The following is a 20,173-nucleotide window of genomic DNA, read 5'->3' as shown; positions in this document are numbered from 1 at the left end:
TGTTGAAGACGGCGTCTTCAAAGCTCCGCGCGGCGATAAGGCTCTCCAACCTTTTTCCAGGCTTTCTTCTTCATGTTGCCTCCTTTACGCATTGGACTCGCTGGTCTTGGCACCGTCGGCGCCGCCGTGCTCCGGCTTCTCGAACGGCAGGCCGAGGTTTTGACGCGACGCACAGGGCGCAAGATCCTCGTTGTCGCGGTTTCCGCGCGAGATGCGGCGAAACAGCGCGGCGTCGATCTTTCCCGCTTCAAATGGTTCGATGATCCCGCCGATCTCGCAAAGTACGGCGAGATCGACCTTTTCGTCGAACTCATCGGCGGCGCCGACGGCGTGGCTCTCGCCTGCGTCGAGGCGGCGCTCGGCGCCGGCAAATCCTGCGTCACGGCGAATAAGGCGCTGCTCGCCAAGCACGGCATGCGGCTGGCCCGGCTCGCCGAGGAAAAAGCCGTCGCGCTCTCCTTTGAAGCGTCGGTCGCCGGCGGCATCCCGATCGTGAAAACTCTGCGCGAAGGGCTCGCGGGCAATTCGATCGAGAGAGTCTATGGCATCCTGAACGGCACCTGCAATTACATCCTGAGCCGCATGGAGACAGAGGGCTTGAGCTTCGAGCAATGTCTCAGCGAGGCGCAAAAGCTCGGCTACGCCGAAGCTGACCCGACCTTCGACATCGGCGGCTTCGACACCGCGCATAAGCTCGCCATTTTGACCTCGCTGGCTTTCGGCACGGTCATCGACGCCAGCGCCATCGCGATCGAAGGCATCGAATCGATCAGCCTCGCTGATCTTGAGGCGGCGTCCGAGCTTGGCTACCGCGTCAAGCTCCTCGGCGTCGCGCGGCGCACGCCCGATGGCATCGAGCAAAGGGTGCATCCGACGATGGTGCCGAAATCCTCGGCGATCGCGCAAGTCATGGGGGTCACCAATGCGGTGACGATCGACGCCGACGCCGTGCATGAACTGACGCTCGTCGGGCCTGGGGCGGGCGGCGAGGCGACGGCCTCGGCGATCGTCGCCGACATCGCCGACATCGCCCGCGGCGTTCGCTCGCCGCCGTTCGGCCTGCCGGTCGCGACGCTCAGCGAAGCCGAGAACGCGCCGATGCAATTGCATCGCGGCGGCTATTATGTGCGGCTGTCCGTATTCGATCGACCCGGCGCGGCGGCGGCGATCGCGACGCGTTTCGCGGAGCGGGACATTTCGCTCGAAAGCATCGTGCAGCGCCGCCGCCCGGGCGCGGGTGACGAGACGCCGGGGGCGGTTCCTGTCATTCTCATCACCTATGCGACGCATGAGAAAATCATTCGTGAGGCGCTCGACGCGGTGGTCGATGATGGGTTTTTGGCGGCAAAGCCCCAGTTTATTCGCATCGAGCGCGAATAATCTCCGCCGCGCGGCAGACCCGGCGGCCGGTCTGGCGCGGCGGCGCGAACGCACGGGAAAGCCGCGATGAACGGGATTCGCCGGGCGCTTGTGGTGAGTCTTGGCCTGTTGGTCGCCATCGCAGCCGGGCTGATCCTGCTGCCGGTCATAGCCGTGCTCGACCCGGCCGCGCGAGAGGCGGGCGCCGCCTTCGCACAGTTCGTGTTTCTGTATCTGGCCCGATCGGGTCTTGAGGGATCTTCGGCTTTCGCCGGCGCTGAACTGGCGCGCTTCGTCTGGACCGCGGCCATCGCGGTTTGCGTCGCCCCTCTCATTATAACCGTGCTGATCGGTGAAAGCGCGCGTGTGCGATCCTCCATCTGGTATGTGGGCGCGACCGGGGTCATCGCCGCCGCGACGCCCTGGGTCGCGCGCGCGGCGTTCCGCACGACGCGGGCGATCAGCGCGACGCCGGAGGAATTGCGCTTTGCATTCGTCTTTTTCCTGACCGGCGCCGTTTCGGGGCTGATTTATTGGATGATCGCCGGTCGCCCGGCGAGCGACCGCTCGGCGGCGCCCGACTGAACGTTATTTCAAAATCATCCTTTTTTGGCTGAATTCCCACCTCCCACCGGGTTGCGGCGCGGGGCGCCTCGCACTATGGTCCAGCCGCCGCAGCGGCTTGCCGAGCGGATTTTGGGGCGTCGCCAAGCGGTAAGGCAGCGGATTTTGATTCCGCCACGCGGAGGTTCGAATCCTCCCGCCCCAGCCACGCATTCCCGCGATTCCGGAACGGGCGCAGTCTCAGCGAAAAGGCCCGCGGTTTCGGGATCTTGGTGCGGCGGCCGGCGTCCCGGAGACTCTCATGCAGCGGAATCCGCCCGCTCCTCGGCGCTTTTCAGGCCCCGGTCCCTGGGGCGTTTTCCAATGTGCGGGATTTCGGAATTACGGGCGCCAGAGACCGGTTCGATTCTCGCGCAGGGCGGTTCGATTTGGCCTTGTGCGGGGGATGGACCGAGACAAGTGCGACCCGCTTCGGTCGGGTCACATCGAGCTTGGGGTGAGCGGCGGGAGCGCTTGGAAGACTCGTCCCAGCTAAGGCGAGCATTTGCTCGTGGGTCGCCGAGGCGTTGGGCAGGCCTGGGGAAGGCGACAGACCGTTCGCGCCATTCTTGATGGCGTGGCTCTGGCTCCTCGGATTGCCGCGATCGAGGATCGGTTAATGCTCGCCACTGTGTGTCTCACCACGATAGACGACTTCGCCGATATGGAAGCGGTTCTTCAGTATGTGGGCGAGCGGCCGACTTCAGCACATTGGGAGATAGCGACGTATCATCCATCGTGCATAGGGGCGCTTGACGACCTCGGCTTGACAGAAAACGAAGATACGGGATTGCTACGTCATCTTCGGACGTTCAGCAGAGGCGGCGCATCATGCGCTTCGAAAAATCGGTAGGCGTATTGAGACTTGCGCGCGCGCTCGCAGCTAGCGCGGAAGGTCTGACGATTGAGGAAATGGCGGAGACCGCAGGCGTCAGCCGTCGCACGGCGGAACGGATGCGCGATGCTGTTGAGGCCATATTCGGCTTGCTTGAGCGCGTGGAAGACGGCCGCAAGATTCGCTTTCGCATCGCCGCGCGCGGCCTCGGCAATTTCGCCGTGGCGCCGACGGCGCTCGAATTGACCGAACTGGAAAACGCGGCGCGCGCCCTTGAGACAGGCCGGGATCTCGGCCGCGCGATAACCTTGCGTTCACTGGATCAGAAGATCCGCGCCAGCCTGCGCGAGGCTGATCGCCGGCGGCTCGACATTGATGTCGAAGATCAGATTCGCGCGGAGGCCTTCGCGCGGCAGGTGGGGCCACGTCCGCTCGCCGACCCGGCCGTGCTCAAAGCGCTGAGAGAGGCCCTGCTCGCCGGCAGGATCATAAGGTTTCGTTATGAAAGCAATCACGGCGACGCCACGCGTCGACACACGGTGGTTCCCTATGGGATCCTGTTCGCGCCCCGCTATTACCTCGTCGCCAGCGTCAAGCGAAAGCCGGAACTGGCGCTTTTCCGTCTCGACCGCATCCACGACGTTGAGGTCACCGACGAACCAGGCGCGCCGCCGGACGGATTTGATCTCGCCGCTTATGCTTCGCGCTCGTTCGGCGTATTTCAGGAGGAGCCCGAGGATATCGTACTGCGCTTTGATGCATCCGCGGCCGCTGACGCCCGCACCTATCTGTTTCATCCAACCCAACAGATGGCGGATGAAAATGACGGGTCGGTGACGGTCAGCTTTCGAGCGGGAGGCCTGCTCCAGATTGTGCATCATTTGATGACCTGGGGACCGACGGTGACGATCCTCGCGTCCGAGCGGCTCAAACAACTCATGTGGGACCAGGTCGCGGCGCTTCACGTGCATCACCGCTTATCGAAAAGCAGAGCCCGTGCAAGCAAGACGGCAACGTCATGATTGATTTGTCCGGAGGCGAAGATCGCCGTGCGCAGGACGATGCGGCGCGCTGGAAGCAGATTCGTTTCAGCCGATAAAATCATAATTGGGAGGTCCCTTATCGGGAGCGTCCGAGTCTGACGTAGTTGCTCATTATAAATTTCATAACCCATTTTCGAGGAACGATTTTTCTTTAGGATCAAACACGATCAGCGAGTCCTTTTTTGACGACGACCTTCAAGACCGCGGCAGAACTGGCGTTTCCAGCGACCGCGAGATCAATCTCGACCGCGCTCTTGGCGCCTTGCTTGGCCTCGCCGTCGGGGATGCGCTCGGTGCGGCGCTCGAATTCTCAAAGCGGGATAGCCAACCGGAGGTGCGCGACATCATCGGTGGAGGCCCGTTTAACCTGAAACCCGGCGAATGGACCGACGACACCAGTATGGCGCTGTGTCTGGCCGACTCTCTTATTGCGCGGCGCACTTTTGATCCGCTCGACCTCATGCGCCGATTTGTCCTTTGGTGGCGCGAGGGGGAAAACAGCGTCACCGGCCGCTGTTTCGATATCGGCGTCGCGACGCGGGAAGCGCTCACTGATTTCCATCGGACAGGCAAGCTCGCCGGGGTAGGGCGAGGAGACCCGAACCGGGCCGGCAATGGCTCACTGATGCGGCTTGCGCCGGTCGCATTGTTTGCCGCGCCCGATCCAGATGTAGCGGCGACTCTTGCGGAGTTGCAAAGCAAGACAACCCATCCGGCGGTCGTATGCCAGGCGGCCTGCGCTTTTTTTGCGCGGCTTCTTGTCGAAGCCATTGCCGGAGGCGACAAGGAGGAGGTTTTGCGCGATCGAAAATTGGGCGAAAGGGGCGTCGTCGGCGCCATCGCCGCTGGGGCGTGGAAAACCAAAACCCGCGAGACGATTTCCTCTTCCGGATATGTCGTCTCAACGCTTGAGGCGGCGATCTGGGCCGTCGGGCGCAGCGACTGTTTCGAGGAGGCGCTGATCCTCGCCGTCAATCTCGGGGGCGACGCCGACACCGTTGGGGCCGTTGCGGGCCAATTGGCGGGCGCAATCTGGGGGCGCCGCGGGATCCCGCCGCGCTGGCTCGAAAAGATCGCCTGGCGTGAACGTATCGAGGAAAGGGCGATGGCGCTGTTGGAAGCCGGAAAAAGACCGTCGCGCGCGACCCCGATCGGTTTGATTTCAAGTTCTGGACATCGGGAGCGATAATGCGCCGAACGATCATCGTCCACACCCGATTGTCCAGCACATGGCGCGCGTCGGCGCGGCGCGTCGAGCGCGTCGCGCGCGGTCTCCATTAGACCATGCGGCCAATGGCCTATTCTACAAGTGCTATCAACCTTGCTCGACACGCCAGAGCGCCCGAAAGAAGGGCGCGAGAAAAGCTGGAGGCGCTGGAAAATGCCGCAACCCACCAGGGGCGCCGCTCGGGCGTGCTACGCGTCAACACCGTATGTTCGGCTCGCGCCCGACATCGGTCCCGCGCCTCTCCGATCTTGCTTTCGACCTTGGCGTGTTCTGCGACAGATTCTGGCGCAATAGCGTTCGACTCATTCGCTGATACGAGTTCTTCCGCGTTCTGGCCCCTGAAACGTTCCGTTTCAATGGGCGTGTTGGCGGCAGGATAAACGCGGCATAGGTCAGCTGGGTCTACCGCATAGGCGCCCTGATCGGTTCTCCTGGCCGAAAGCCGTCCGGACCGGATGGCCCGGAGGATAGTGCTCTTGCTCTTGCCCGACAGTCGCGCGGCTCTACGCACGCTGAGGAAGGCATAATACCCTCGTATTGTGTTTATTATTTTAAAGGAGATTATTATGAAGACGTTTTGGGTTATCTTTGCTTGGGTCGCTTTTGGTATAGTGGCCACTATCTATCAACACGGAAATTGGAACGCTCCAGCAAACGAACTTTTTCAAATTTGGTTTTGGGTTGGCATATTCGCTTCCCCTTGGATTGGGCTTATTCTCATGTTTAAGTTTTACAAAATGTTTTGGGGCGGACTTACTCGGTACACTTCAAGGGAATGGCATCGTGGATATTATATGGATGATGAGCTTTGACGAAAATCTATGTGGTGAAATACGTCAAGGCTGTTGCTTTCGAAAGCTGTGGGGTGTGTCTTAAAAAGACGACGTTTGGCTGGTTGGAAGAGCCTGACAACGTTGGCGCGTAGAGGCGGGCCCCTCGATAAAGAAGCCCGCCTCGGGCGCAAATATTTATACGCCTCTTCCTGCGGCGGGGGCTGTCGGGCGGCGCCGCGCTGGTCAGAAGCTCAAGCAGATCTTGCCGTAGTGCTTGTTGCTTTCCTGATGGCGGAAAGCTTCCACGATGTCCTCGAGCGGAAACTCGCTGTCGATCACAGGTTTCATGCCGGTTGCGTCGATAGCGCGGATCATGTCCATCTGATGCTTGCGGCTGCCGACAAGAACGCCTTGCAAGCGCAACTGCCGCACGAGCGCCGGCACGAGGGGAAGAGGGCCGGCGACGCCGGTCAGGATGCCGATGACCGAGATGTGGCCGCCGACACGGGCGGCGGTCATGGATTGTTCGAGGGTCGCGGGGCCGCCGACCTCGATCACATGGTCGACGCCGCGGTTGCCGGTAAGGCGGCGGGCGGTCTCTCCCCATGCGGCGTCGGTCTTGTAGTTGATGACATGGTCTGCCCCCATCGCCTTGAGCCGCTCGAGCTTTTCGCCGCTTGATGAGGTTGCAATGACGGTAGCGCCGGCCATTTTCGCAAATTGCAACGCAAAGATCGAAACTCCGCCCGTTCCCTGAACCAGAACGACGTCGCCAGCCTTGAGAGCATCGTCGACATGCAGCGCCCGCCATGCCGTCAGGGCCGCGGTCGTCAGCGTCGCCGCCTCGACGTGGCTGTAGCCTTGTGGCGCATGGGTGAAGGCGGTCGCTGGACGGGTTACGATCGCACGGGCATAGCCGTCGACGCCGTCGCCGGGAACGGTCGCAAAACTGTCAACAGCAGGAGCGTCGGCGAGCCAGGTCGGGAAGAAAGTGCTGACGACATGATCGCCGACGGCGAACTCGGTCACCTCCGGGCCGACGGCGCAGACTTCGCCCGCGCCATCCGACATCGGAATGCGCCGCTCGCTCGGTCCCCACATGCCGCTCACCACCGCATAATCATGATAGTTGAGCGAGCTTGCGTGAAGTCTCACGGTTATTTCGCCGCGCTGCGGCTCCGGCGCCTCGCTCACGCCGACGACCACGCGCTCGAATCCTCCGCCGGCCTCTACGAATATGGCTTTCGGCATTTGTCTTAGGTCCTCCTGCTTTTGGTGAGCGCGGAATTCAGTCTCGGCGAGGTTCCAAGGCAATAACCCTGGCGCCGGCGGCGCAGCTTTCTGCGCCGTGCTACAAAAGGATTCTGGCGAGCCGCCAGAGCCGGCAAATCAACCCCGCGCAATGATCGCGCTTAGCGGATGGTCTGCGTATCTTAACGCCTAACGCCTGAGCGCGAGCATGACAAGCGCGAACGGAGAGCCGCCAAACTCCTTTCGTCAATCTTCTCTCTCGGACCGGGCGGCGCCAAATCCAACGCGCGCCCGGCGCCAATCCGCGAAGACAGAGGCCAGGTCGCCCGAAGCCGCCCTGATCGGCGCCGTTTCGAGTAGGCGCCTCGAAAGCAACGAACCGCGCCTGCTTCGTCTCGCCCGACGCCATCCTCATGATGCGTGCGCCGGCGTCAGTGCGGTCTCGACCCTCGCGCCCGGATCGCGGAGGTATGATGTCGCGTCGTCCAGGCGGGCGGCGACTTTTCCTTGTGACGCGGGCCATATCGTCTATATTTATGCGTTGATTGGACTGCCCTAGAGTGTCTGTTGGCTATGGCCAAGATCCGCGGGAGCGTGCGCTCATGAAACTCAGTCGGCGTGGATTCATCAAGCTCACCGGCGCCAGCTTGGCGGTATCGAGTCTTGGCGCTCTCGGGTTCGGCCTTTCCGGCGAAGCTTTGGCTGCGTCCGTCCGGCCGTTCAAGCTCACGGCGACGACAGAGACCCGCAACACCTGCACCTATTGCTCCGTCGCCTGCGGGATCTTGATCTACAGCATGGGGGACCGCGCGATGAACGCAAGGTCCGACATTATCCACATCGAGGGTGATCCCGACCATCCGGTCAACCGCGGCACGCTGTGTCCGAAGGGCTCGGCGCTTCTCGACATCGTACATGCGCCGACGCGGCTGCAGTCCCCGAAATATCGGGCGCCTGGCGGCGGCGAACTCAAAGAGGTTTCGTGGGATTTCGCGCTCGGCCGCATCGCGACCCTGATGAAACAGGATCGCGACGCGAATTTCATCGCGAAGAACGCTGCCGGGGCCACGGTGAACCGATGGCTGAGCACCGGGATGCTCGCGGCGTCCGCGTCATCGAGCGAGACCGCTTATCTTACGTGGAAGATCGCCCGCTCCTTCGGGATGTTGGTCTTCGACAATCAGGCCCGCGTCTGACACGCGCCGACGGTGGCCAGTTTGGCCCCATCATTCGGTCGCGGCGCAATGACCAACACCTGGCAGGACATCAAGAACGCCAATGTCGTGCTGGTCATGGGCGGCAACGCGGCCGAGGCGCACCCCTGCGGCTTCAAATGGGTGATCGAAGCGAAGATCGAGAACAACGCCAAGCTCGTGGTGGTCGATCCGCGCTTTACCCGCACGGCGTCGGTCGCGGACGTTTATGTCCCGATCCGGCCCGGGACCGACATCGCCTTCCTTAATGGCGTCATCCGTTACCTTCTGGAGCAGGACGCCATCCAGAAGGAATATGTGCGCGCCTACACCAACGCCAGCCTGATCGTGAAGGACGGCTTTGCTTTCGAGGACGGGCTGTTCTCTGGCTATAAGGAGGACACGCACAGCTACGACAAGTCGAGCTGGAACTACGCGCTTGATGACGAAGGCTATGCCAAGGCGGACGATACATGGGCGGACGCGCGCTGCGTCATCAATCTGCTGCGCGCCCATGTCGATCGCTACACGCCGGAGATGGTGTCGCGCATCTGCGGCACGCCGCAGGATAAATTCCTCAACGTCTGTCGGCTCTTCGCTACGACATCCGCGCCCGACAAGGCGCTGACGAGCCTGTTCGCCCTCGGCTGGACGCAACACTCGATCGGTTCCCAGAACATCCGTGCGATGGCGATGGTTCAGCTTCTGCTCGGCAACATCGGCGTCGCAGGCGGCGGCATGAACGCTTTGCGCGGCCATTCCAACATTCAGGGCCTTACCGACGTCGGACTCCTCTGGAATTTGATGCCGGGCTATATGGTGCTGCCGACCGAGACAGAACCGACCTTCCAGAAATATATGGAAAAGAGGCAATTCAAGCCGCTGCGGCGTGGCCAGATCAGCTATTGGCGCAACTATGGCAAGTTCTTTGTCAGTTTCCAGAAGGCGATCTATGGCGACGCGGCGCGCGCGGACAATGATTGGGCCTATGACTTCCTGCCGAAGTCGGACGCCGGCAGCTATGACATCATCCGCGCCTTCGAGATGATGAACCATGGCGAACTCAACGGCTACATATGCCAGGGCTTCAATCCGCTGCAGGCCTTCCCGGACAAAGGCAAGATCCGCCGCGGCCTCGGCAAGCTGAAGTATCTCGTCGTGATGGATCCGCTCGACACCGAGACTTCACGTTTCTGGGAGAATTTCGGGCCGCAGAATCCGTCCGACCCGGCCTCGATCCAGACCGAGGTGTTCCAGCTGCCGACGACATGCTTTGCCGAAGAGGACGGCTCTCTCGTCAATTCGGCGCGCTGGCTGCAATGGCACTGGAAAGCGGCGCCGCCCCCTGGCGACGCCAAGTCCGACATCTGGATCATGGCGCAAATTTTCCACCGCATGCGCGAGATGTACCGCAAAGACGGCGGCGTGTTTGCGGATCCGATCCTCAACCTGACTTGGGCCTATACCGATCCGACCGAGCCCGATCCTGAGGAATTGGCCAAGGAAATGAACGGCAAGGCTCTCGCGGATCTCAAGGACGATACGGGCGCGGTGACGACGAAAGCCGGGCGCCTGCTCGACGGTTTTGCGCAGTTGCGCGACGACGGCTCGACTGCGAGCGGCTGCTGGATCTTCTCCGGCTGCTACACCGAAAAGGGCAATCAGATGGCGCGGCGCGATGCGACCGACCCGCGCGAACAGGGCATCGCGCCGAACTGGGCCTGGGCGTGGCCGGCCAACAGGCGCATTCTTTACAATCGCGCCAGCGCCAACCCTGCGGGAAAGGCCTGGAATCCGGACAAGCCGATCATCGAATGGAACGGCAGCCAATGGACGGGCATAGACGTGCCCGACTACGCGCCCGCCGCGAAGCCGGCGGACGATATCGGGCCGTTCATCATGAACGACGAGGGTCTTGGACGCTTGTTCGCAAGAGACCAGATGACTGAGGGGCCGTTCCCTGAACATTATGAACCATTCGAATCGCCGTCTCAGAACGTGCTGCACCCAAAGGTGCGCACCAATCCCGCGGCCCGCGTCTTCGCTGACGATCGCGCGGCGTTCGGGACCCCCGCGGATTTCCCCTATGTCGCGACGACCTACCGGCTGACCGAGCATTTCCACTACTGGACCAAGCATGCTCTGATCAATTCGATCCTGCAGCCGGAGGAGTTCGTCGAAATCGGCGAGCAGCTGGCCAAGGAAAAAGGCGTCCTTCAGGGAGGCTGGGTGCGCGTCGCCTCCAAGCGCGGCGCGATCGTCTGCAAGGCCTATGTGACGAAGCGGATAAAGCCTATGCTGGTCGACGGCAAGACAACGCACGTGATCGGCGTGCCGATCCACTGGGGGGTCACCGGCATGGCCCGCAAAGGCTACGGCGCCAACACCCTGACGCCGTCGGTCGGCGACGCCAACACGCAAACGCCTGAATTCAAGGCCTTTCTCGTCAATCTCGAGAAGGTTGGCGCCCCCGTCGCCTGAAGGAGCCCGAACTGATGGCAGACCTGCAGTCCCAGGACCTTATCCGGCGCTCAGCTTCGACCCTGACGCCACCTTCGGTGCGCAACCACGAACAGGAAGTCGCAAAGCTCATCGACGTCAGCCGCTGCATCGGCTGCAAGGCGTGCCAGGCCGCCTGCATGGAGTGGAACAATCTGCGGCCGGAGATCGGAAGCTTTGAAGGGTCCTACGACAACCCGAGCGATCTTGAGCCCGCCGTCTGGACGCTCATGCGCTTCACCGAGTGGGACAATGACAAGGGCGATCTCGAATGGCTGATCCGCAAGGACGGCTGCATGCACTGCGAGGATCCCGGCTGCCTGAAGGCGTGCCCGGCGCCTGGCGCGATCGTCCAATACGCCAATGGCATCGTCGATTTCATCAGCGAAAATTGCATCGGCTGCGGCTATTGCGTCAAAGGATGTCCCTTCAACATCCCCCGGATCAGCAAGCAGGATCATAAATCCTATAAATGCACGCTCTGCTCCGACAGGGTTTCGGTCGGCCTCGAACCCGCCTGCGTCAAGGCGTGTCCGACCGGCTCGATCATGTTCGGCTCGAAGGAGGATATGAGCCATTGGGCCGGTGAGCGCGTTGAAGAACTCAAATCGCGCGGCTTCGCCAACGCCGGCCTTTATGATCCGCCGGGCGTCGGCGGCACGCATGTCATGTATGTCCTGCATCATGCCGACCGCCCGTCGATCTACGCGGGACTGCCCGACAATCCCCGCATCAGCCCATTGGTGTCGGCCTGGAAGGGACTGCTCAAGCCCCTCGCGCTCGCCGGCATGGCTTTCGCGGCCATCGCGGGATTCGCGCATTGGGTCGTGGTCGGGCCAAACGAAGTCGAACCCGCCGATGAGGCGAACGCGAAACGCCTGTTCCACGCTGCGGATGACGCATCATGAGCTATCCGAGAGGGACGCTGATCCGCAACACCACAGGCGAGCGGATCAATCACTGGATCACCGCAGGCTGCTTCGTCCTTTTGCTGCTGTCTGGCCTCTCCATGTTCCACCCCATGCTGTTCTTCCTGTCAGGGCTGTTCGGCGGCGGCCAGTGGGCGCGCGCGGTCCATCCGTGGATCGGTGTGGCGCTTCTCGTCAGCTATGCGGGAATGTTCATACAATTCTGGCGCGACAATCTCTGGAACGCGGACGATCTCGCATGGCTCAAGGCCGGCGCGCACGTCCTCAAGAACGAAGAGGAGGAGATTCCCGAAATCGGACGATTGAACGCCGGTCAGAAAGGTGTGTTCTGGTCGATGACCCTGTTGGTGCCGACGTTGTTCGTCAGCGGCATTTTGATCTGGGACGTTTATTTTTCGGGCCTGACGACGATCGAGACGCAGCGCGTCGCGGCGCTCGTGCACTCCCTTGCGGCGATCGCCGCGATCATCGTTTGGATCATCCATGTCTATGCGGCGTTCTGGGTCAAAGGCTCGATGCGGGCGATGACGCAAGGCTGGGTTACGCCGGGCTGGGCTTGGCGGCATCACCGCAAGTGGCTGCGGCGCCTGGCGGCGACCGACTCCAGGGGGCCAAACCCGCGAGCCGGCGGCGAGCCGCCGCGCTGATGGGGAAGACGAGGCGCCCATGAGACAAGGTGAAGTGGCGCCCAAGGGGGCCTGGATCGGTGATCCGCTCGGCGGCGTCAAGGCGCCGGAGCCGCTGATCCTGCCTGACCCCGCGAGAAGATTCACCAATACCGCAAGCCGATTGGAGGCTTTGTCGGGCGGCCATCCGATGATGGAATGGCTGCGGTTCATGGCGCGGCTCGCGAGCGCTCAACACGCCGTCGCGGCGAAGCTGGGGCCTCTCTCGCCTCCGGCGCAAGCCGCGGTGGAGTTCGCTGTGGAAGCGCGCATGCCGCCGCTCGCAGCGGATGGGCGCCGGCGAGATCCAGCGTGGCGCGACGGCCTCGCTATGCTGCTCGACAGTTTCGACGCCGAAATTCTCCGGGCGCCTGCGGTCGTGACGGGATTGCGCGATCGGAACGCCGAAGCGCTCGAGGCCCTCGCTGATGGTTTCCTCCATGGCGATCTGGACGTCGCCGACGCAGGCGCCGTGCTTTACGTGGCGGCCGCGCTGCAGGTCTATTTCACCTGCCTCGCCGCGGCTTTACCCGCGTCATCCTTGCGATTGCTGCCGCAGCGCGGACTATGCCCCTGCTGCGGCTCGACGCCGGTCGCGGGCGTCGTGACCGCATCGGGCCCGACGCCGGGAACACGTTATCTTTATTGTTCGCTCTGCTCCACGGCGTGGAACTATGTGCGCGCCGTGTGCGTCACCTGCGGCGACTCGCGTGCGCTCGCCCTCAAAGGAATCGAGGGCGATGCGGGGTTGGCCAAGGCTGAGACCTGCGACACGTGCCACACTTACGCGAAGATGCTATACCAGGCCCGGGACATGCAGCTCGATCCCTTCGCGGACGACCTTGCGACGCTGGGGCTGGATATTCTGGTTAGCGAGGCGGGTTGGGCCCGCCATGCGCCGAACCCGCTGCTGCTCGTCGGATAGGGCGTCCGTTCTAGAATCGCAACGCCACGGCCAGCAAACCGCCGATCACGCCGAACGCCACGACCGACGCCGTCACGAGCGCAAGCACCCGCGGCGGGAACGAGCGTGCGAGCATCGCAACAGACGGCGCGCTGATCGGCGGAAGCGTCATCAGCAATGCGCCGGCCGGTCCAACGCCCATGCCGAGCGAAAGCATCGCCTGGATGATCGGCACTTCGCCCGCGGTAGGGATCACGAAAATCGTTCCCGCAACCGCGAGCGCGACAATCCAGATGAGGTGATTGTCAATCTGCGGGTCGATTTGCGGGAACAACCAGGCCCGCGCGGCGCCGAGCAGCAGAACCAGCACGATATATTCGGGCACGAGCCGCACGCTCATGCGCCACAGAATCCGCATCCAGCGCGTGAAGGCGCCGGAGGTCGGCGTATTCCCGACCAGTGTGGCGAGGCGCGCTTCCGCCTCTTCCGCTTCCTTCGGCGTCACGATCCGGTTCACCAGGTAGCCGAGCCCGAACACCATCAAAAGCCCCAGCGCGAGACGCAGCGCGCTCCAGTTCCAGCCGAGAACGAAGCCCATGAACACCAGCGTCGCCGGGTTTAATACTGTGTTGCCAAGCCAGAATGCGATGGCTCCGCCAGCCGAAGCCTGGCGCTCGCGCAACCCAACGACGATGGGCGCGGCGCAGCAAGTGCACATCATGCCGGGGATCGACAGCAAGCCGCCCGCGGCCACGCTTCCAAATTCCGTGCGGCCCAGCGCCTTCGCCACCCAATTGACCGGCAGCAAGGCCTGGGCCGCTGAGCCGAGCAAGAGGCCGAGAACCATCGCCTGCCAGATCGCTTTGCCGTAGACCCAGGCATAATCGAGCGCCGCGCTGATTGAAGGGGACGGCGGACTTGCCGCCTTGCCCATCAGAATAGACTGACCGATGGAATGAGTCGCCGCCGCCACAAACGCCCTATTGTAGTAAGGGAGCCATTTTACGTAGAATAGACCGGCCGCCGCGATCAAAAAGAACGTGATCCATCCCATTGCGGGATTATTCTGTCGCGTTGTATTCATCGCTTTTCCAGTGGCTTGCTTGTTAGCGGAAGCCTGTCTGCCATTTCGTGGCAAAAGGGGCTGGTCTAGGCGAACAAAATATGACTTCAATGGCTTGTCGAGATAGGACTGGATGATCAGCCCCGTCTCGACCCCGATCGACTTGCCCAGCGTAACTGCACGCGCCCGCGCTGTCGATGGAAACGATCCCGATCGATGAGGCGGAGTACCGGCTCGCCGGCTGTCGCGGATAGGCTCGAACGATCCTTGCCGCCAGGGCGCGGGCGGCGCTTTTTGAAGAAGGCCTGTCGATGTCGACCTCTCCCGTCCGTCTGACCAGCCTTGCTCATGGCGGTGGCTGCGGCTGCAAGTTGGCGCCGTCCGTGCTGCAGCGGCTTCTCGCCGGCCAGCCGCAGCCAGGCCCCTTCGCGCAACTCCTCGTCGGCACGGAAACGGGCGACGACGCGGCGGTGTGGCAGATCGACGACCAGCAATGCGTCATCGCCACCACCGATTTCTTCATGCCCATGGTGGATGATCCGCGCGATTTCGGGCGCATCGCCGCGGCCAACGCACTATCCGATATCTACGCCATGGGCGGAAAGCCGATCATGGCGCTGGCGATACTCGGCATGCCGCTCGACAAGCTGCCGATCGAAACCGTGCGCGCGATCCTGCAAGGGGGCGCCTCGATCTGCGCCGAGGCGGGCATCGCCGTCGCCGGCGGCCATTCGATCGACGCCCCGGAGCCGATCTACGGCCTTGCTGTCATCGGGTTGTGCAGTCCGGGCCATATCCGTCGGAATTCCGGCGCACGGCCCGGCGATGCGCTGATCCTGACCAAGGGCATCGGCGTCGGCGTTTATTCCGCGGCGTTCAAGAAGGAAAAGCTGACGCAGGACAGCTATGCCGAGTTGATCGCCTCGACGACCCTGCTGAACCGGGTCGGTCCTGCGCTGGCTGAGGACGCGGACGTGCACGCCATAACCGACGTGACGGGCTTCGGCCTGCTCGGCCATGGCCTCGAAATGGCGCGGGGGGCCGGCGTCGGCCTCGACATCGACTTCGGGCGGGTCCCGCTTCTGGCGCAGGCGGAGGCGCTGGCCGAGGCTGGATACGCAACCGGCGCCTCCGGGCGCAACTGGGCGAGCTATGGAGAAGGAGTCGTTCTGCCGTCCGGTCTGCCGGATTGGCGGCGCACGCTGCTGACCGATCCGCAAACCTCCGGCGGCCTGCTGATCGCCTGCGCCGCGGGCCGCGCCTCGTCCATTCGCGCCGCCATCGAGGCTGCGGGCTATCCGCGCGCAAGCATCATCGGGTCGGTCACCTCAGGAGACCCGGTTATTCGCGTCGCATAGCGCGGGACGCGTCATGATGTGGGTCTGAAAAGTCTGCAACTTTTCGGTATCATGCGCCAACGCTTCTCCTTCAGCGCGCGACGATCTCTTCGACATTCAGGCGTAACCCGCGAGCGTCGAAAAACGCGCCTTCGTTGAGGATCGAGCGATCCTTTTCGAGATGGCGCGTCAGCGACGTGAGCCGCTGCCTTGCGACAGCGTCGGTGACCAGCCCGGCTTGATCGGCTTCGAAGAAGGCCGCGCCGTTCCAGGCTGCGCCGGAGCCGTCGAACAGCCGCGTCATGTCCGTCCAGCGCGTCTCGTCGGCGATGACATGAAGATACGAGGAGCACAACAGGGCGACCGAGGTTTCGTCGATCTCGACCAGCACGATCAGCACCGAAAAGGCGCCGACCCGGCCGAATGTCTGGACCAGCCAGTCGTCGAAATCGGTAGCGCGCGCCGCAGTCATCTCGAACCGTCCCGGGACAGTGCCGGCGGAAGAGAGCGGGAGTCGAACCCACCCGGGACAGGCTCGCCGCCCCATTCGGATTTGAAGTCCGAACGCCCCACCGGGGACGATTCTCCTCCATCGGAGCCGCCGGACGAAAGCACGAAGGGTCCGAACATGTCCAGCCGGCGCTTGTTGATGCGCCGGATGTCGGCATGATTCACCGTGACGCCATGCCGGTCAAAGAATTCAAGGATCTGGATCGCGACCTTGCGGCCGTTGGAGAGCTTGTCGCGAAACTGCGCCGCAGTGAAAGCGCCGCCCTCCGCCTGAGCCGCGACGTCCGCGGCGACGCCTGCCATTTCGTGAACGGTTGGACGCAGGAAGAAATGGTCATGCGCGATCTCATCGGCCCAGCCCATCCGTCCCGCCAGCTTGAGCAGCTTGCGGACTTCAGCCTCAGGCCGCCCCGTTGATCCGGCGATGTCGCGCACGCGGGGCGGGCGGAATCGCGCCGCGCCGCCGAGCAAGGGCGCGATCTTGGCCCAGACCTCTTCGTCCTTGGCTGAGAGACGCGCTTCATGCGAGGCAAGACGGACAAAAGCGCCGTCGAGAACGACCTCGCCATTCAAGGCCGCCTTCTGCAGGGCGATGACGAACGCTGGCGCCGGCAGGCGCGGTTGCAGCGCGAGCCGCAGTCTTTCCCGGCCAATGCCCTGAAGGTCGGGATTTTCGGCATGAAAGATTGCAAGCCGCTCCAGCAGGCTCGACGTGAAAATCCGCCAGCGTTCTGGCGCGATGGCGATCTTTGATGCGCCCGCGTCCAGAATAACCAGATCCAGCGCCTTGACCAGCCGATCCGTTTGGGCGGCGGACAGGGTGCGATCGCGCGCGAAGACCGCAATATCCGCCGCATGGGGGGGCGCGGCAAGCAGGGCGGAGAACGAGGCCCCCGGGTCGGAAAATTCCAGCGCCGCGCGTTGCGCCGCCCGCTCTGGCGTTCGCCGTCGCCGGGCTGGCGGACGAAGATCGATGAAACGGCCGCCGCCGATCGTTCGCTGGGCCGAGGCGTCCCGGATGACATAGCGATCCAGCGCAGCGGCGGCGATCGGCCGGTCGAGCACCAGTTGGACGCCGCCCGAGGCGCCGGGCCGAATTGGGTCATCGCCGAGCAGGACGACGCGCGCTCCAACTTCGGCCGAGGCGTGATGCAGTCGCGCCGGAAACCATTGGCCGATCGGCTTCGGTTCGCCGGGCAGCACGCGCAACACTGCGTCGATTCGGTCTGTCGGCGCATGCAATTCGGGATCGAGCGCCATATCGCCGCGCTGGATCGCGTCTTTGGAGACGTCCGGGCCGGCTAAATTCAGCGCGCAACGCTCACCCGCGCGCCCGGTCTGCGCTGATCTGTTCTGCGCGTGCAGCGAGCGCACCCGCGCCGGCAGACCGGACGGGCTGATGAAGACCCGGTCGCCTACGCGCACCGCCCCGGACAAGACGGAGCCGGTGACGACGACGCCGACGCCGGACAGCGTGAAGGCGCGGTCGACCGCAAGGCGAAAGCGGCCCTCCGCCGAGCAATCCACGCTTTCGGCGGCGGCCGCGGCAAGCCGGGCGCGCAACTCAGCGACGCCCTTTCCAGTCAGCGCCGAAACCGGCAGGATATCGGCGCCCTCAAGCCCCGTTCCGGCGATCGCGGCCCTTATCTCGCCCGTCATCTGGGCCAAACGCTCAGGCGCGGCAATATCGGCCTTGGTCAGCGCCACGAGACCGCGCCTGACGCCCATCAGATCGACGATCGCCAGATGCTCCAGCGTCTGCGGCTTGACGCCGTCGTCGGCGGCGACGACGAGCAGGGCAAAATCAATTCCGCTCGCGCCGGCCAGCATGGTGTGCACGAAACGCTCATGGCCGGGCACGTCCACGAAGCCGAGAATCGCGCCATCTTCCAGCGGAAGATAGGCGAAGCCGAGATCGATGGTGATGCCGCGCGCCTTCTCCTCCTTAAGGCGGTCGCCGTCGATCCCGGTCAGCGCTTTGACCAGAGCGGTCTTGCCGTGATCGATATGGCCGGCGGTCCCGATGATCATGACGCCGTGTCCGGCTGGGGCTGCGCGCCGCGGCCGCCGTTCCCGGCCGCGGCTCTTGCTTCGGCCAGCGCATCGCGGCGCGGCGCGTGCGGCTCCTTCAACCGCTCAAGCCAGCGCATCGCGGTCCAACGCCGAGAGAGTCGACACAAAGGCCGCTTCATCGGTCAAACATCGCATATCGAGCGTCAGGGCGCCATCCTCGATCCGCCCGATCACCGGCCGGGGCAGGTTGCGCAGAGCGGCCGCCAGCCGCTCCAGCGCGCGGCCTCCCGCGCCTGAACGAATGACGAGGCCGGCGCTGGCGATCGTATCGAGCGGCAGCGCGCCAGACCCGATCTGGCTGCGACATTCGCCTATCGTCACGGCAAAAGCGGCGCCGACCGCCTGCGCCACTTCCGGCTGCAGCCGGCGCGCCTGCGCTTCGATCTCCGCTTGAGTTCGCGTCAGCAGCCGCAGTGTGGGCAGACGCTCTGCAAGACGATCGGGGTCGCGGTAAAGCTTCAGCGTGGCCTCGATGGCCGCCAGCCGGATCTTGTCGATTCGCAATGCGCGTTTCATCGGGTTGCGATTGATGGCGGCGATAAGCGCGCGCCGGCCGACGATGAAGCCAGCTTGCGGTCCGCCGAGCAGCTTGTCTCCAGAAAACGTCACCACCCCGGCGCCCTCCGCCACCGCCTCGCGCACGGTCGGCTCTTTTTGCATCCCGTAGCGCGAAAGATCGATCAGCGTGCCGGACCCGAGGTCGTTCATCAAAGGCGCATTCGCCTCGCCGGCGATCTGCGCCAGCTCAGCCCCGCCGACCTCGGCGGTGAACCCCTGAATACGGTAATTGGAGGTGTGCACCTTGAGAATGACTCCGGTCTCCGTGCTGAGCGCCGCGCGGTAGTCCCTGGCATGAGTTCGATTCGTCGTCCCCACCTCGACCAGCCTCGCGCCCGCTCGCGCCATGATGTCCGGCATGCGGAAGGCGCCGCCGATCTCGATCAATTCTCCGCGCGACACGATCGCCTCGCGGCCATTCGCCAGCGTGTTGAGGGAGATCAGCACCGCCGCCGCATTATTGTTGACCACCGTCGCATCCTCCGCGCCGGTCAGGGCGCAAAGGAGCGCCCGCACATGATCGTCGCGTTCGCCTCGCCGGCCCGTCTCGAGGTCGAACTCCAGCGCCACGGGTTCGCGCATCGCCGCCATCGCGGCCTCGACCGCCGCCTCGGGCAGCGCCGCCCGGCCGAGATTGGTGTGCAGAACCGTGCCGGTGAGGTTGAACAGCGGGCGCAGACCGGAGCGGTCTTCTTGGTCGAGCCTCGCGAGCGCAAGGAGCGCAACATCCTGCGCGCTGGGGACGGACGGCGCGCCAGCCCTTAACGCCCTGCGCGCATCGCCCAGAACCGCCCGAACCGCATCTGTCGACGCAATGCGGCCAAAGCGCTCCAGCAGCGCCGGAGCCGCGGCGGCGCTCAGAACCGCGCTAACGGATGGCAGATCGCGAAGAGGCAACGCTCGCGAACCTTCCATGCGTCTCAACCGCCAGCTTGGCGCGGACAGGCCTTGCGACTCGCCGCGCGGAATGATGATGTTTGATCAGATATTGTCCCCATTACCGGCGATCATAGCGAATTTCTTTTAGCCTCGTTCACATCCCTTATCAAAAACTTCGCCAGCTGCTTGACCGCAGTGTCACGGACCTGGATCAAGAAGGTGGTCGAACGGCCAGCCGGGCTCTTTGCGGCTGAGGCTCGTCCGAAGCCACCAATTGCGCGAAATTCGGAGATAAAAAAGTGACGGTCCGGGGACCGTCACTTCGCCGCATCGGCTATAGATTGGACTAGGTCATAGACCCATTATCGGGATTCCCGAATCGGCTGTGGCGTGATTCAACCTTCGGATCATGGAGGCTGAGATGGCGCGGTTTGATTTGACGGATTTCGAATGGTCGGTGATTGAGCCGTT

At 63.5% G+C, this 20,173-nt stretch carries 14 protein-coding genes, 2 tRNA genes and 1 pseudogene; 11 read left to right on the top strand and 6 right to left on the bottom strand.

Going from position 1 to position 20,173, the window contains the following annotated elements:
• The first annotated feature begins 72 nt into the window (after positions 1 to 72).
• The 6 genes from MPC4_RS16365 to MPC4_RS16340 all read left to right on the top strand — a co-directional run bounded on the left by MPC4_RS16365 (position 73) and on the right by MPC4_RS16340 (position 5,880).
• The gene (locus MPC4_RS16365) at positions 73 to 1,380 is read left to right on the top strand and encodes a homoserine dehydrogenase (RefSeq protein ID WP_174513455.1); all 1,308 of its coding nucleotides are present in this window, start codon (positions 73 to 75) and stop codon (positions 1,378 to 1,380) included.
• A 66-nt stretch (positions 1,381 to 1,446) separates the two neighbouring features.
• On the top strand, positions 1,447 to 1,944 hold the full coding sequence (locus MPC4_RS16360) for a hypothetical protein (protein ID WP_174513454.1): 498 nt from the start codon (positions 1,447 to 1,449) through the stop codon (positions 1,942 to 1,944).
• Positions 1,945 to 2,056: 112 nt separating this feature from the next.
• A tRNA-Gln gene (locus MPC4_RS16355) sits at positions 2,057 to 2,131 on the top strand.
• 662 nt (positions 2,132 to 2,793) lie between these two features.
• Complete coding sequence (locus MPC4_RS16350) at positions 2,794 to 3,819, top strand: helix-turn-helix transcriptional regulator (RefSeq protein ID WP_174513453.1); 1,026 nt, start codon at positions 2,794 to 2,796, stop codon at positions 3,817 to 3,819.
• Between the two features lie 283 nt (positions 3,820 to 4,102).
• Positions 4,103 to 5,029: an ADP-ribosylglycohydrolase family protein gene (locus MPC4_RS16345; protein WP_244629065.1), complete on the top strand. Its 927-nt coding sequence runs from the start codon at positions 4,103 to 4,105 to the stop codon at positions 5,027 to 5,029.
• 605 nt (positions 5,030 to 5,634) lie between these two features.
• Complete coding sequence (locus MPC4_RS16340; RefSeq protein WP_174513452.1) at positions 5,635 to 5,880, top strand: hypothetical protein; 246 nt, start codon at positions 5,635 to 5,637, stop codon at positions 5,878 to 5,880.
• A gap of 204 nt (positions 5,881 to 6,084) precedes the next feature.
• Here the strand turns inward: MPC4_RS16340 and MPC4_RS16335 are convergent, their stop codons facing one another.
• Positions 6,085 to 7,092 carry a zinc-dependent alcohol dehydrogenase family protein gene (locus MPC4_RS16335; RefSeq protein WP_174513451.1) on the bottom strand — a complete coding sequence of 336 codons (1,008 nt, stop codon included), beginning with the start codon at positions 7,090 to 7,092 and terminating at the stop codon, positions 6,085 to 6,087.
• A 602-nt stretch (positions 7,093 to 7,694) separates the two neighbouring features.
• On the opposite strand from MPC4_RS16335, the gene fdnG reads away from it, so the two are divergent.
• From fdnG to fdhE, 4 genes are read left to right on the top strand one after another with little or no spacing between them, the layout of a single operon-like run.
• A complete protein-coding gene (gene fdnG, locus MPC4_RS16330) occupies positions 7,695 to 10,766 on the top strand; it encodes a formate dehydrogenase-N subunit alpha (protein WP_174513450.1) in 3,072 nt (1,023 codons plus the stop codon).
• Between the two features lie 14 nt (positions 10,767 to 10,780).
• Positions 10,781 to 11,692 (top strand): formate dehydrogenase subunit beta, encoded by a 912-nt coding sequence (fdxH, locus tag MPC4_RS16325; RefSeq protein ID WP_174513449.1) that lies wholly within the window; start codon positions 10,781 to 10,783, stop codon positions 11,690 to 11,692.
• Complete coding sequence (locus MPC4_RS16320; protein ID WP_174513448.1) at positions 11,689 to 12,360, top strand: formate dehydrogenase subunit gamma; 672 nt, start codon at positions 11,689 to 11,691, stop codon at positions 12,358 to 12,360. The genes fdxH and MPC4_RS16320 overlap by 4 nt, the downstream gene beginning before the upstream one ends.
• A gap of 19 nt (positions 12,361 to 12,379) precedes the next feature.
• Complete coding sequence (gene fdhE / locus MPC4_RS16315) at positions 12,380 to 13,303, top strand: formate dehydrogenase accessory protein FdhE (RefSeq protein WP_174513447.1); 924 nt, start codon at positions 12,380 to 12,382, stop codon at positions 13,301 to 13,303.
• Positions 13,304 to 13,313: 10 nt separating this feature from the next.
• Here the strand turns inward: fdhE and MPC4_RS16310 are convergent, their stop codons facing one another.
• Complete coding sequence (locus tag MPC4_RS16310; protein ID WP_174513446.1) at positions 13,314 to 14,366, bottom strand: permease; 1,053 nt, start codon at positions 14,364 to 14,366, stop codon at positions 13,314 to 13,316.
• Positions 14,367 to 14,656: 290 nt separating this feature from the next.
• Here MPC4_RS16310 and selD point away from each other — a divergent pair, with 290 nt between their 5' ends.
• Positions 14,657 to 15,703: a selenide, water dikinase SelD gene (selD, locus tag MPC4_RS16305; protein WP_174513445.1), complete on the top strand. Its 1,047-nt coding sequence runs from the start codon at positions 14,657 to 14,659 to the stop codon at positions 15,701 to 15,703.
• Between the two features lie 70 nt (positions 15,704 to 15,773).
• On the opposite strand, the gene MPC4_RS16300 is transcribed toward selD, so the two are convergent.
• From MPC4_RS16300 to selA, 4 genes and pseudogenes are all read right to left on the bottom strand, one after another.
• Complete coding sequence (locus MPC4_RS16300; RefSeq protein WP_174513444.1) at positions 15,774 to 16,154, bottom strand: hypothetical protein; 381 nt, start codon at positions 16,152 to 16,154, stop codon at positions 15,774 to 15,776.
• Between the two features lie 26 nt (positions 16,155 to 16,180).
• Positions 16,181 to 16,273 (bottom strand) — tRNA-Sec (locus tag MPC4_RS16295).
• 120 nt (positions 16,274 to 16,393) lie between these two features.
• Positions 16,394 to 18,223 (bottom strand): annotated as a pseudogene (selB, locus tag MPC4_RS16290) (selenocysteine-specific translation elongation factor); the annotation flags it as partial.
• A 105-nt stretch (positions 18,224 to 18,328) separates the two neighbouring features.
• Positions 18,329 to 19,738, bottom strand: coding sequence for an L-seryl-tRNA(Sec) selenium transferase (gene selA, locus MPC4_RS16285; RefSeq protein ID WP_174513443.1), 1,410 nt, complete (start codon positions 19,736 to 19,738; stop codon positions 18,329 to 18,331).
• Between the last annotated feature and the right edge of the window lie 435 nt (positions 19,739 to 20,173).

The organism is Methylocella tundrae (assembly GCF_901905185.1).
Classification (GTDB): domain Bacteria; phylum Pseudomonadota; class Alphaproteobacteria; order Rhizobiales; family Beijerinckiaceae; genus Methylocapsa; species Methylocapsa tundrae.
This window is presented reverse-complemented; position numbering and strand designations above follow the sequence as displayed.